General features: G+C 61.5%; 20 protein-coding genes and 1 pseudogene. 19 read left to right on the forward strand and 2 right to left on the reverse strand.

What is annotated here, in order from left to right:
• From ACOI1H_RS20360 to rpmD, 19 genes are all read left to right on the forward strand, one after another.
• Positions 1 to 235, forward strand: a 235-nt coding sequence (locus ACOI1H_RS20360) for a hypothetical protein (RefSeq protein WP_422439742.1), incomplete at its 5' end; no start/stop codon positions are given.
• Between the two features lie 241 nt (positions 236 to 476).
• Positions 477 to 1,319, forward strand: coding sequence for a 50S ribosomal protein L2 (gene rplB / locus ACOI1H_RS20365; RefSeq protein ID WP_422439743.1), 843 nt, complete (start codon positions 477 to 479; stop codon positions 1,317 to 1,319).
• A gap of 1 nt (position 1,320) precedes the next feature.
• The gene (gene rpsS, locus ACOI1H_RS20370) at positions 1,321 to 1,599 is read left to right on the forward strand and encodes a 30S ribosomal protein S19 (protein ID WP_072857159.1); all 279 of its coding nucleotides are present in this window, start codon (positions 1,321 to 1,323) and stop codon (positions 1,597 to 1,599) included.
• A 3-nt stretch (positions 1,600 to 1,602) separates the two neighbouring features.
• On the forward strand, positions 1,603 to 1,983 hold the full coding sequence (gene rplV, locus ACOI1H_RS20375) for a 50S ribosomal protein L22 (RefSeq protein WP_090189709.1): 381 nt from the start codon (positions 1,603 to 1,605) through the stop codon (positions 1,981 to 1,983).
• Entirely contained in the window at positions 1,983 to 2,699 is a 717-nt protein-coding gene (rpsC, locus tag ACOI1H_RS20380; protein ID WP_237058297.1) for a 30S ribosomal protein S3, read from the forward strand. The genes rplV and rpsC overlap by 1 nt, the downstream gene beginning before the upstream one ends.
• 13 nt (positions 2,700 to 2,712) lie before the next feature.
• Complete coding sequence (gene rplP / locus ACOI1H_RS20385) at positions 2,713 to 3,126, forward strand: 50S ribosomal protein L16 (RefSeq protein WP_422439744.1); 414 nt, start codon at positions 2,713 to 2,715, stop codon at positions 3,124 to 3,126.
• 125 nt (positions 3,127 to 3,251) lie between these two features.
• Positions 3,252 to 3,872: a TIGR02466 family protein gene (locus ACOI1H_RS20390; protein WP_422439745.1), complete on the forward strand. Its 621-nt coding sequence runs from the start codon at positions 3,252 to 3,254 to the stop codon at positions 3,870 to 3,872.
• A complete protein-coding gene (locus ACOI1H_RS20395) occupies positions 3,859 to 4,284 on the forward strand; it encodes a hypothetical protein (protein ID WP_422439746.1) in 426 nt (141 codons plus the stop codon). The genes ACOI1H_RS20390 and ACOI1H_RS20395 overlap by 14 nt, the downstream gene beginning before the upstream one ends.
• Positions 4,285 to 4,425: 141 nt before the next feature.
• Complete coding sequence (gene rpmC / locus ACOI1H_RS20400; RefSeq protein WP_422439747.1) at positions 4,426 to 4,635, forward strand: 50S ribosomal protein L29; 210 nt, start codon at positions 4,426 to 4,428, stop codon at positions 4,633 to 4,635.
• 3 nt (positions 4,636 to 4,638) lie between these two features.
• Positions 4,639 to 4,869: a 30S ribosomal protein S17 gene (gene rpsQ / locus ACOI1H_RS20405; protein ID WP_072857165.1), complete on the forward strand. Its 231-nt coding sequence runs from the start codon at positions 4,639 to 4,641 to the stop codon at positions 4,867 to 4,869.
• 83 nt (positions 4,870 to 4,952) lie between these two features.
• Positions 4,953 to 5,321, forward strand: coding sequence for a 50S ribosomal protein L14 (gene rplN / locus ACOI1H_RS20410; protein ID WP_009574016.1), 369 nt, complete (start codon positions 4,953 to 4,955; stop codon positions 5,319 to 5,321).
• Positions 5,321 to 5,626, forward strand: coding sequence for a 50S ribosomal protein L24 (rplX, locus tag ACOI1H_RS20415; RefSeq protein ID WP_422439748.1), 306 nt, complete (start codon positions 5,321 to 5,323; stop codon positions 5,624 to 5,626). Before rplN ends, rplX begins: the two co-directional genes overlap by 1 nt.
• Positions 5,626 to 6,189 carry a 50S ribosomal protein L5 gene (gene rplE / locus ACOI1H_RS20420; RefSeq protein WP_422439750.1) on the forward strand — a complete coding sequence of 188 codons (564 nt, stop codon included), beginning with the start codon at positions 5,626 to 5,628 and terminating at the stop codon, positions 6,187 to 6,189. The genes rplX and rplE overlap by 1 nt, the downstream gene beginning before the upstream one ends.
• 15 nt (positions 6,190 to 6,204) lie before the next feature.
• Positions 6,205 to 6,510, forward strand: a complete 306-nt coding sequence (rpsN, locus tag ACOI1H_RS20425) for a 30S ribosomal protein S14 (protein WP_422439752.1) — start codon at positions 6,205 to 6,207, stop codon at positions 6,508 to 6,510.
• A gap of 15 nt (positions 6,511 to 6,525) precedes the next feature.
• On the forward strand, positions 6,526 to 6,918 hold the full coding sequence (rpsH, locus tag ACOI1H_RS20430) for a 30S ribosomal protein S8 (RefSeq protein WP_422439759.1): 393 nt from the start codon (positions 6,526 to 6,528) through the stop codon (positions 6,916 to 6,918).
• A gap of 10 nt (positions 6,919 to 6,928) precedes the next feature.
• Positions 6,929 to 7,465 carry a 50S ribosomal protein L6 gene (rplF, locus tag ACOI1H_RS20435; RefSeq protein WP_422439753.1) on the forward strand — a complete coding sequence of 179 codons (537 nt, stop codon included), beginning with the start codon at positions 6,929 to 6,931 and terminating at the stop codon, positions 7,463 to 7,465.
• An 11-nt stretch (positions 7,466 to 7,476) separates the two neighbouring features.
• On the forward strand, positions 7,477 to 7,836 hold the full coding sequence (gene rplR / locus ACOI1H_RS20440; protein ID WP_422439754.1) for a 50S ribosomal protein L18: 360 nt from the start codon (positions 7,477 to 7,479) through the stop codon (positions 7,834 to 7,836).
• Positions 7,837 to 7,944: 108 nt separating this feature from the next.
• On the forward strand, positions 7,945 to 8,553 hold the full coding sequence (gene rpsE, locus ACOI1H_RS20445; RefSeq protein ID WP_422439755.1) for a 30S ribosomal protein S5: 609 nt from the start codon (positions 7,945 to 7,947) through the stop codon (positions 8,551 to 8,553).
• Between the two features lie 12 nt (positions 8,554 to 8,565).
• The gene (gene rpmD, locus ACOI1H_RS20450) at positions 8,566 to 8,754 is read left to right on the forward strand and encodes a 50S ribosomal protein L30 (RefSeq protein WP_072857172.1); all 189 of its coding nucleotides are present in this window, start codon (positions 8,566 to 8,568) and stop codon (positions 8,752 to 8,754) included.
• 63 nt (positions 8,755 to 8,817) lie between these two features.
• Here the strand turns inward: rpmD and ACOI1H_RS20455 are convergent.
• Positions 8,818 to 10,864, reverse strand: a pseudogene (locus ACOI1H_RS20455) (FAD-dependent oxidoreductase).
• 8 nt (positions 10,865 to 10,872) lie between these two features.
• A partial coding sequence (locus tag ACOI1H_RS20460) for a flavin reductase family protein (protein ID WP_422439757.1) occupies positions 10,873 to 11,963 on the reverse strand: 1,091 nt, incomplete at its 5' end.

Raw genomic sequence — 11,963 nt, forward strand, 5'->3', positions numbered from 1 at the left:
AGAGATTGGTGCGGCTGCTGGTGAATTCACAAACCTGCGCGATCGATTTCGACAGCTAGCTAATTTGGGTTCAGACATGCAATTTGAGGAGTTGAACAACCTCTTTGAGCAGTTAATGGACAGAATGGACGCAATTCGACAGACGGCTCCACCCTTGCCTGAGCGCTTTTTCGATAAGGGTCGAGAGAAGATAGGGGGCGGAGACTATAAATTTGCAGTTGACACTAAGACTTAGGCTTTCGCTCACTACTTATACTTTGGATTTTCGGCAGTTTATGCGCCCTAAGCCAATTTCAATGCGGTAGGTTAGGAGGCAGGGCTACCCCTTGCCACCCCACCCCCTCCCTGCTATCAGCCGCTCACTCAACCGGCCCCGGATTCGTTCCGGGGCCGTTTGGTTTATTCTTTGGCACCTACGGGGGCCTTCACTTCAGGGGCCGCCGTGCGGTCCCGCCAAGCAAACGGAAGACAGAAACATGGCACTCAAGTCGTACAAACCGACGACGCCGGGCCAGCGTGGGCTGGTGCTGATCGACCGTTCGGAGCTTTGGAAAGGACGTCCCGTCAAGGCCCTTACACAGGGTCTGACGAAATCGGGCGGCCGGAACAACACCGGACGGATCACCATGCGTCGTATCGGCGGGGGCGCAAAGCGTCTTTACCGCATCGTCGATTTCAAGCGCAACAAGCTGGACATGTCCGCTGTTGTCGTGCGGATCGAATATGACCCGAACCGCACCGCCTTCATCGCGCTGATCCAATACGAAGACGGCACACAGAATTACATCCTGGCCCCCCAGCGCATCTCGATCGGTGACAAGGTCATCGCATCGGCCAAGGCTGACATCAAGCCGGGCAACGCTATGCCGTTCAGCGGCATGCCGATCGGCACGATCGTTCACAACATCGAGCTGAAGCAGGGCAAGGGCGGTCAGATCGCCCGCGCTGCCGGCACCTACGCCCAGTTCGTCGGTCGTGACGGTGGCTACGCCCAGATCCGCCTGTCCTCGGGCGAACTGCGTCTGGTCCGTCAGGAATGCATGGCCACCATCGGTGCCGTGTCGAACCCCGACAACTCCAACCAGAACTTCGGCAAGGCCGGTCGTATGCGCCACTATGGCGTGCGTCCTTCCGTCCGCGGTGTCGCCATGAACCCGATCGACCACCCGCACGGTGGTGGTGAAGGCCGGACCTCGGGTGGTCGTCACCCCGTCACCCCGTGGGGCAAGGGCACCAAGGGCAACAAGACTCGTGACCGCAACAAGGCATCCTCACGCCTGATCGTCCGGACGCGTCACCAGAAGAAGAAAGGCCGCTGATATGGCTCGCTCTGTATGGAAAGGCCCTTTTGTCGACGCATATGTGTTGAAAAAGGCCGAAGCGTCCCGCGAAGGCGGACGCAACGAAGTCATCAAGATCTGGTCGCGCCGCTCGACGATCCTGCCCCAGTTCGTGGGCCTGACGTTTGGCGTCTACAACGGCAAGAAGCACATCCCTGTCAACGTCAGCGAAGACATGATCGGTCAGAAGTTCGGTGAGTATTCCCCGACCCGGACCTATTACGGTCACGCCGCCGACAAAAAAGCGAAGCGGAAGTAAGCCATGAGCAAGGACAAGAATCCCCGCCGCGTGGCCGACAACGAAGCCCGCGCCAAGCTGCGGATGCTGCGCACCAGCCCGCAGAAGCTGAACCTCGTGGCCGCGCTGATCCGTGGCAAGAAGGTGGAAAAGGCCCTGACGGACCTCACCTTCTCGAAAAAGCGGATCGCAGGCGACGTGAAGAAGTGCCTTCAGTCGGCCATCGCCAACGCCGAGAACAACCACAACCTTGACGTCGACGAACTGGTCGTCGCCGAGGCCTATGTGGGCAAGAACCTGATCATGAAGCGCGGACGTCCGCGTGCCCGTGGCCGGTTCGGCAAGATCGTTAAGCCGTTCTCGGAAATCACAATCCTGGTGCGCCAGATCGAGGAGCAAGCATAATGGGTAACAAAGTCAATCCCATCGGTATGCGTCTGCAGGTCAACCGCACCTGGGACAGCCGCTGGTACGCGGATACCAAAGACTACGGCAATCTGCTGCTGGAAGACCTCGCCATCAAGGCGTTCATCCGTAAAGAGTGCAAGCAGGCCGGCATCAGCCACGTGATCATCGAGCGTCCGCACCGCAAGTGCCGCGTCACGATCCACGCGGCCCGTCCGGGCGTCATCATCGGCAAGAAGGGTGCGGACATCGAAGGTCTGCGCCAGAAGCTGGCGAAGCTGACGAAGTCGGAACTGCACCTGAACATCGTCGAAGTGCGCAAGCCCGAGATGGACGCGGCCCTGGTCGCTGAAAATATCGGTCAACAGCTGGAACGCCGCGTGTCCTTCCGTCGTGCCATGAAGCGCGCCGTGCAGAACACCATGCGGATGGGTGCCCTCGGCATCCGGGTGAACCTCGCGGGCCGTCTTGGCGGTGCCGAGATCGCACGGACCGAATGGTATCGCGAAGGCCGCGTGCCGCTTCACACGCTGCGGGCCGACATCGATTACGCGCTTTACGAAGCCATGACCCCCTATGGAATCATCGGGATCAAGGTCTGGATCTTCAAGGGCGAGATCATGGAACACGACCCCCAGGGACACGATCGCAAGCACGCCGAGCTTCAGGAAGGCGCGATCCCGCGCGGTCCTGGTGGCCCGCGCCGTGACCGCTAAGGAGTAACACGAGATGCTGCAACCAAAGCGCACCAAGTTCCGCAAGATGCACAAGGGCCGTATCCACGGTGATGCGAAGGGCGGGTCTGACCTGAACTTCGGCACCTACGGCCTGAAGGCGACGGAGCCCGAGCGGATCACCGCACGCCAGATCGAAGCCGCCCGTCGGGCCATGACGCGTCACATGAAGCGTCAGGGTCGCGTCTGGATCCGGATATTCCCGGATCTGCCCGTCACCTCCAAGCCCGTCGAAGTGCGTATGGGTAAGGGCAAGGGCTCGGTCGATTTCTGGGCTGCCAAAGTGAAGCCGGGCCGGATCATGTTCGAGATCGACGGCGTCGACGAAGTCACCGCACGCGAGGCCCTGCGCCTGGCCGCGATGAAACTGCCGATCAAGACCCGCACCGTCGTCCGCGAAGACTGGTAAGTCTTGGCGCGGTGGAGGTAAGCGGTTGGCATAGCCAACTGCGGCCCCACCCGGTCGATCTTTAAGAAAGCCCCGCCCATCCGGCGGGGCTTTTGCCTTCTCACCCTATCGGATAAGCTCGCCCCATGTCAGACATCTCCTCACTATTCGTGACCCGCCTCTACCGTGCCAAGCTGTCCGAGCATGGCAAGCCCGTCGATCCCGCAGAGCTGGAGGCGACGTGCCTGTCCATTGCAGAGGATGACGAGGCGGGGCAGGCGTGGTGCGAGGAGCACGATTTTCCCGGCTACACCTCTTATGCGTCGCTGACCGACCTGCCGTGGCGGATGCCGGTCTTCAAGACGCTGAAGAAGGCGCTGGACAAGCATGTGCGCGCCTTTGCCGCCGATCTTGCGTTTGACCTAGGCGACAAGAAGCTGAAGCTGGAAGACCTCTGGATCAACATCCTGCCCGAGGGCGGCATCCACACCGCTCACATCCATCCGCATTCCGTGATCTCCGGCACGACCTATGTGGCGATGCCCAAAGGGACGTCAGCGATCAAGTTTGAAGACCCCCGCCTACCGATGATGATGGCCGCCCCCGGCCGCCTGAAGGAAGCTGACGAGGCCCTGCGCCAGTTCATCTACCTCGCACCCGACATGGGCGACGTGCTGTTGTGGGAAAGCTGGCTACGCCACGAGGTGCCGATGAACATGGCCGAAGAGGACCGGATTTCGGTGAGTTTTAACTATGGCTGGGGATGAAGAGCGCGATGAACTGTTTGAAGAAGTAGTTCAACTTTGCTCACATCTGGGCTACGATCTGACCCCTTCCAGCGAGCGAGCAGCAGACATTTCACTTCAATCGAACTACACAAAGTCGGAGACTGCATCTTTGCTGGTTTCTGCTGCGTTAGCTTGGGATGTGCGCGAGCATTTCATTCAACACTTCAACGTCAAGAAAGTCAGCTTGCTCGCCCAACATGGACTTGAGGCATTGAAAGTCCTCAGGTCTCTAGCTGAATCAGGAAATATTCGGCGTGAACTGTGGCAGAACGATGCCAGAGCAATCATGGTGATGACGTCGATGGATCATGCATCGGCTGGTATGATTGAGCGAGTTCTGAACGACGAAGTCGTCTCAGGCAATCGTGTTGGAGTTAGTCGAGTTCTGTAACAGAACCCTACTATTACAACACGATCCTTACATCCCCTTGCCAACCCGCCCCACATCCTCTAGAGGGAGCGCTTCATCGTGACCTCCACTGGGCAAAGGGTGACCCGCAAGGGCCCTCCAGTGATGTTGAAAGGAAATGGCATGAACGCCAACGAACTGCGTGACAAGACGCCCGACCAGCTTCGGGAAGAGCTTGTAAACCTTAAGAAAGAGTCCTTCAATCTGCGCTTTCAGCAGGCCACCGGCCAGCTGGAAAACACCGCAGCGATCCGCAATGCCCGTCGTGGCGCGGCCCGCGTGAAGACGATTCTCAACCAGAAAGCGGCAGACGCCGCCAAGTCGGAGGCGTAAAGAATGCCCAAACGTATCCTGACAGGCGTCGTGACGTCCAACCAGAACGAGCAGACCGTGACCGTGTCGGTCGAGCGTCGCTTCAAGCACCCGCTTCTGCACAAGACCGTGCGGAAGTCGAAGAAATATCGCGCCCATGACGAGAACAATGCGTTCAACGTGGGTGATCAGGTCCGCATTCAGGAATGCGCGCCGAAGTCGAAGACGAAACGCTGGGAGGTGATCGCCTCTTAAGGGCGTTCATCGAACATTAACGAAACCCTGGGGTCCGCCGGACAGAAATCGGCAAAGCGCCCCAAAGGTCGAAAGGTAACCAAATGATCCAGATGCAGACCAATCTGGATGTTGCTGACAACAGCGGCGCTCGCCGTGTTCAGTGCATCAAGGTTCTGGGCGGTTCACACCGCCGGTATGCTTCCGTGGGTGACATCATCGTGGTGTCGGTCAAGGAAGCAATCCCCCGTGGTCGCGTAAAGAAGGGTGACGTCCGCAAGGCCGTCGTCGTGCGCACCGCCAAGGAAGTTCGCCGTGAAGACGGCACCGCGATCCGCTTCGATCGCAACGCGGCTGTTATCCTGAATAACAACAACGAGCCGGTCGGCACCCGTATCTTCGGGCCGGTCGTGCGCGAGCTGCGCGCCAAGAACTTCATGAAAATCATCTCTCTTGCGCCGGAGGTGCTGTAATGGCTGCCAAACTTCGCAAAGGTGACAAGGTCATCGTGCTGGCCGGCAAGGACAAGGGCCTGACCGGCGAGATCAAGTCCGTCGATCCCAAGGCCGGCAAGGCCGTCGTCGAAGGCGTGAACATCTCCATCCGCCATGCCAAGCAGTCGCAGTCGTCCGAAGGCGGTCGCACGCCCAAGGCGATGCCCATCCAGCTCAGCAACCTGGCCATCGTCGATGCCAACGGCAAGGCGACCCGCGTCGGCTTCCGCATGGACGGCGACAGCAAGGTGCGCTTTGCCAAGACCACAGGGGATGCACTCTGATGTTGGACCAAGCAACCTACACCCCGCGCCTGAAGCAGCAGTACATGGACACGATCCGCGCTGCGCTGACGGAGGAATTCAGCTACAAGAACCAGATGCAGGTTCCCAAGCTGGACAAGATCGTCCTGAACATCGGTTGTGGTGCAGAGGCTGTCCGTGACAGCAAGAAAGCCAAGACCGCACAGGAAGACCTGACCACCATCGCCGGCCAGAAAGCCCTGACCACGCGCGCCAAGAAGTCGATCGCCGGCTTCCGCGTCCGCGAGGACATGCCACTGGGGGCCAAGGTCACGCTGCGCGGCGACCGGATGTACGAATTCCTGGACCGTCTGATCACCGTAGCCATGCCCCGCATCCGCGACTTCCGCGGCGTGTCGGGCAAATCCTTCGACGGTCGTGGCAACTATGCCTGCGGCATCAAGGAACACCTCATCTTCCCCGAGATCAACTTTGACAAGATCGACGAGAACTGGGGTATGGACATCGTGATCTGCACCACCGCCAACACCGACGCTGAAGCCAAGAGCCTGTTGAAAGCGTTCAACATGCCCTTCAACAGCTGATTGGGAGAATAAGATATGGCCAAGAAATCCATGATCGAGCGCGAGAAGAAGCGCGAAAAGCTGGTGGCGCAGTATGCTGAGAAGCGTGCTAGCCTGAAGGCGATCATCAACGATCAGACCAAGCCCGTTGAAGAGCGCTTCAAGGCAACGCTGGCCCTCGCCAAGCTGCCGCGCAATTCCTCGGCCGTGCGTCTGCACAACCGTTGCCAGCTCACCGGGCGCCCGCACGCCTATTACCGCAAACTGAAGATCAGCCGGATCGCGCTGCGGAACCTCGGTTCCAATGGCGAGATCCCGGGCCTGGTCAAGTCGAGCTGGTAAGGAGAATTTATCATGATGAACGATCCTATCGGCGACATGCTGACCCGTATCCGCAACGGCCAGATGCGCGGCAAGAGCACGGTTGAAACGCCGGCATCCAAGCTGCGTGGCTGGGTGCTGGATGTGCTGGCCGACGAAGGCTACATCCGCGGCTACGAGAAGAAGGATGGCAAGACCGGCCACCCTGCCTTCGAGATCAGCCTGAAGTACTACGAAGGCGAAGCCGTCATTCGCGAAGTGAAGCGGGTCTCCAAGCCCGGTCGTCGCGTCTATATGGCCGTCAAGGACCTGCCGAGCGTCCGTCAGGGCCTTGGTGTGTCGATTGTCTCCACCCCAAAGGGTGTGATGTCTGATGCAAATGCACGTGCCGCCAATGTTGGTGGCGAAGTGCTCTGCACCGTCTTCTAAGGAGAGCACAATGTCTCGTATTGGTAAGAAACCGGTCGAGCTGCCCTCCGGGGTTGAGGCGAAAGTCTCCGGCCAGACCATCGAAGTGAAGGGCCCCAAGGGGACCCGCACGTTCAAGGCAACCGACGACGTCACCCTCGCGGTCGAGGACGGTTCAATCACCGTCACGCCGCGCGGCAAGTCCAAGCGCGCCCGCCAGCAGTGGGGCATGTCGCGCTCCATGGTGGAAAACCTCGTCACCGGCGTGACCACCGGTTTCAAGAAAGAGCTTGAAATCAACGGCGTCGGCTATCGTGCCACGATGCAGGGCACCAATGTCCTGAAACTGGCGCTTGGCTACAGCCATGACGTGAATTTCGAAGTGCCCGAGGGCGTCACCGTGACGGCCCCCAAGCAGACCGAAATCATTGTGGAAGGTATCGACCAGCAGCTTGTTGGCCAGGTCGCCGCGAACATTCGCGAGTGGCGTGCGCCCGAGCCCTACAAGGGCAAGGGCATCAAGTACAAGGACGAGTACATCTTCCGCAAGGAAGGCAAGAAGAAGTAAGGACGCATATCATGGCAAACAGCAAAAGAACTCTGTTTCTGAAGCGCCGCATGCGCGTCCGGAACAAACTGCGCAGCGTGAACGCCGGGCGCATGCGCCTGTCCGTTCACCGGTCGAACAAGAACATCAGCGTCCAGCTGATCGACGACGTGAACGGCGTGACGCTCGCGTCCGCCTCCACGCTGGAGAAGGATCTGGGCGTTGTGGGCAAGAACAACGTCGAAGCCGCACGGACGGTGGGCGCTGCAATTGCAGAGCGTGCCAAGAAGGCCGGCATCGACTCCGCCTACTTCGACCGTGGCGGTTTCCTGTTCCACGGCAAGGTGAAGGCTGTTGCCGACGCCGCGCGTGAAGCAGGTCTGAAGATCTAAAGTGCAGGTGGGTGCCGGTGACGGCGCCCGCCTCGATGATCGGGGGGCATCCGTCCCACTGCGATCGACATGAACGGCAGCGATGCCACACTTTGAAGGACGCCATACATGGCAGAACGTGACAACAATCGTGGCGGCGGTCGTGGCCGCCGTGAAGAACAGACACCGGAATTTGCCGACCGCCTGGTCGCCATCAACCGCGTGTCCAAGACCGTCAAAGGTGGCAAGCGCTTCGGCTTTGCCGCTCTCGTCGTCGTTGGTGACCAGAAGGGTCGCGTCGGTTTTGGCAAGGGCAAGGCCAAAGAGGTCCCCGAGGCCATCCGCAAAGCCACTGAACAGGCCAAGCGTCAGATGATCCGCGTCGCCCTGAAGGACGGCCGGACCCTGCACCACGACATGGAAGGCCGCCACGGCGCCGGACGTGTCGTCATGCGCGCCGCCACGGCCGGTACCGGCATCATCGCCGGCGGCCCGATGCGTGCCGTGTTCGAGATGCTGGGCGTGCAGGACGTCGTGTCCAAGTCCATCGGCTCGTCCAATCCCTACAACATGATCCGCGCCACTGTCGAAGGCCTGACCAAGGAACAGTCGCCCCGTTCCGTGGCCCAGCGTCGCGGCAAGAAGGTTGCCGACATCATGCCAAAGCGGGATCACGTCGACAGCCAAAGCGACGTGGCGCACAACGCCACCGAAGCTGAAGCAACAGCAGACGCATAAGGAGACCTGAGCATGGCAAAAACGATCGTCGTCAAGCAGATCGGTTCTCCGATCCGCCGCCCCGCTGTCCAGCGCGCAACGCTGGTGGGTCTGGGCCTGAACAAGATGCACCGCACGCGGGAACTGGAGGATACTCCCTCCGTCCGCGGCATGGTGAACAGCATTCCGCACCTCGTCGAGATCATCGAAGAGCGCGGCTAAAGGATACGCAGCCTAGCGCTGCAAAGAACGCCCCCGGTGAAAACCGGGGGCGTTTCGCGTTTGTCAGAGGTCTTTCAACAGCCGCAGCGCGTCGTAGATGGCCGCGTGGGTGTTGCGCGCGGACACCGCGTCGCCGATGCGGAACAATTGGAACGCCCCATCGGCATTGACCCGGACTGCCTGCGGTTTTCCGGCAATCAGGTCGAGATGATCGACGGCACCAAGGTTCACCGACAGCGGCCGGAGGTCGTGATAAAGCGCGTCCAGCGGCATTGTGCCGTAATTCAGCACGACCATGTCGTAATCCGCTTGTGTGACGCGCTCGGAGTAGTCGGTCCCGATGGACGCGCGCAGCCGGTTGCCGACCTTTTCGACACCGACAAGGCGCTTTGTCACGGTAAAGGTCACGTCGTCGTGCTGGAGAGCCTTCATGTAGGGGGCGAGGTTCATCGCCATGACCTCTGGCGCAAAGGTCCGGTCAGGCGTCATCACCTCGACTTTTGCACCGGCATTCAGCGCCACTTCCGCGGCCTGAAGTCCCGCGTGATCGCCCGCCTCGTCGTAGATCAGCACCTCGCCGGACGGCACGACATCGCCCGACAGCACGTCCCAGCTTGTGACGACATGCGCGACGTCCGACTGCGTTTCATAGAGCTTCGTCGTCGCCATGCCGCCGGTCGCGACGATGACCAGATCGGGCGACAGGGCGGTGACGTTCTCTGCCTCGGCGTAGGTGTTGAAGTGGAACGCGACGCCCAGCTTTTCGGACTGCGCCATGCGCCAGTCGATGATGCCCATCAATTCGCGGCGGCGGGGTGTCCGCACCGTCAGGCGAATTTGCCCGCCGGGGGCATCGGCGGCCTCCAGCACGGTCACATCATGCCCGCGCAGGGCGGCGACGCGCGCCGCCTCCAGCCCCGCAGGACCGGCACCGACGATGACGACCTTACGTTTCAGGTCGGCTGGAGCGATGTCGTGGGGCATCGTCTCCTCTCGACCGGTGGCGGCATTGTGGATGCACAGCGCCATGCCGCCCTGATAGATCCGATCAAGGCAGTAGTTCGCCCCCGTGCAGGGCCGGATGTCGTCTTCGCGTCCGGCCATGATCTTTTGCACGATATGCGGATCAGCCATGTGGGCGCGTGTCATGCCGACCATGTCTAGAAGGCCGTCCGCGATGGCGTGGCGCGCGGTGGCGACGTCCTGGATGCGGCTGGCGTGAAAGGTCGGCAGCCCGGTCGCCGCGCGGATGCGGCCCGCGAAGTCGAGGTGCGGCGCAGAGCGCATCCCGCCAACCGGGATCATCTGTGTCATCGCCGGATCGGTATGGATGCGACCGCGATTGACGTTGAAGAAATCCACCATGCCGCTGTCGCGCAGCAGGGTCGCGATCTGCACGCCCTCCTCTTCCGTGATGCCGCCCTTCTGCATCTCGTCCGCCGTACCGCGCACTCCGACGATGAAGTCGGGGCCGACCCGTTTGCGAACCTCGGTCAGCACATCCATGGTAAAGCGCACGCGGTTCTCGATGCTGTCGGCCCCATAAGGCCCGGTCAGTTCGTTTGTCAGGGGCGACCAGAAGCTGTCCAGCAGGTGACCGCCGGCATAAAGCTCGATCCCGTCCATGCCGCCCGCCTGCATCCGTGCGGCGGCGTCCGCGAAATCGGTGATGATGCGGGCGATGTCCCAGTCTTCCAGGACCTTCGGAAAGGCGCGGTGCGCGGGTTCGCGGTGCGGGCCCGGGGCTGACGGCGGGCAACCAGTCGCCCTTGGACCATGTCGTCCGACGGCCCAGGTGGGTCAGCTGGATCATCACAGCACAGCCGTGTTCGTGGACTGCATCGGTCAACTCGCGGACCCAGGGCACCACCTCGTCGCGGTAGGCCAGGATATTGTTGAACACCGGCGGGCTGTCGCGGCTGACAGCGGCGGAACCTGCCGTCATCGCCAGCGCGACACCGCCCTTGGCGCGTTCCGCGTGATAGGCGCGGTAACGGCCCTTTGGCATCCCGTCCTCGGGGTATGCAGGTTCGTGGCTGGTCGTCAGAATCCGGTTCTTCAGGGTCAGATGCTTCAGCTGGAACGGTTGCAGCAGCGGGTCGTCACGCATTGGTTTTCCTAACAGTCGAGGACGATGTCCGTCAGCGGACGGCTGACGCAGGGCAGGATGAAGCCGCGGTCGATCTCGCGCTGGCGGATGCCGCCGTCATGGACCATCACGACCTCTCCTGCGTGCTTGAACGTCTTGCAGATGCCGCACATGCCGCGCGCGCAGGACGATGGCAGCGGCAGGCCCGCGGCCTTCACAGCACCCAGGATGGTCGAAGTTTCGGAACAGGGAAAGGTCTTGCCGGACTTTGCGAATGTGATGGTGCGCTGGCGCGTCTCGGCTGTCGGCGTGATTTCAGCAAGCGGAGACGTGAAGTCGAAGCTTTCCTCGCCATATCGGTCGGGCGGCACGCCGGCGTCGCGCGCGGTGGCGCGGACCATCTCCATGAAGGGCTGCGGACCACAGCACAGAATGGTGCGGTCGGCCATGTCGGGGATCAGGCGCGCCAGCAGCGCGGCATCGGGCCGCCCCGTCGCGCGGGTCATGACAGGAATGTGGGTGAGTGAGGGCAGGCGACGCGCCAGGTGAGCCATCTCATCGGCCGCGATCATGTCCTCTGGCGTGGGTGCGACCTGCACGACCACGGCATCCAGCGCCAGACCGCGATCCGCCGCCGTGCGCAGGATCGACAGCATCGGGGTGACGCCGCTGCCTGCCGCGATCAGCGCATAGGGCCCTTGCGGCCAGCCGTGCGGGCCGAAATGGCCAGAGGGGCCGAATCCTTCGACCTCATTCCCGGGCACCATCAACGCGTGCAGGTGAGCAGATGCGGCACCGGGCTGACGCTTGACCGTGATCTCGATCCCGCCGTCACGCGCGGCAGAGGAGGAGATGGTGTAGCAGCGTTCCACGACTCCCGCAGGGGTCGGCACGCGGAAGGTCATGAACTGGCCGGGTTGGTGTTCGATGCGGCTGCCGTCGGCCGGGGTCAACAAGGCGCTGCGTACGCCGGGGGCGTCGTCCCACGCCGCGCGGCAGATCAACGCTGCCCATTGGCCAGTGGGAAATCGGCGGCGGCGTTGGGTCGTCCAAGGGCTTGCGTCGGTCACGCGCCGTATCCGTTGGCCTGCATCCGCGACACATACCAGGTCGCGAATTC

Origin of the sequence: Loktanella sp. DJP18 (genome assembly GCF_049310965.1) — a bacterium.
In the GTDB taxonomy this organism is placed as follows: domain Bacteria; phylum Pseudomonadota; class Alphaproteobacteria; order Rhodobacterales; family Rhodobacteraceae; genus Loktanella.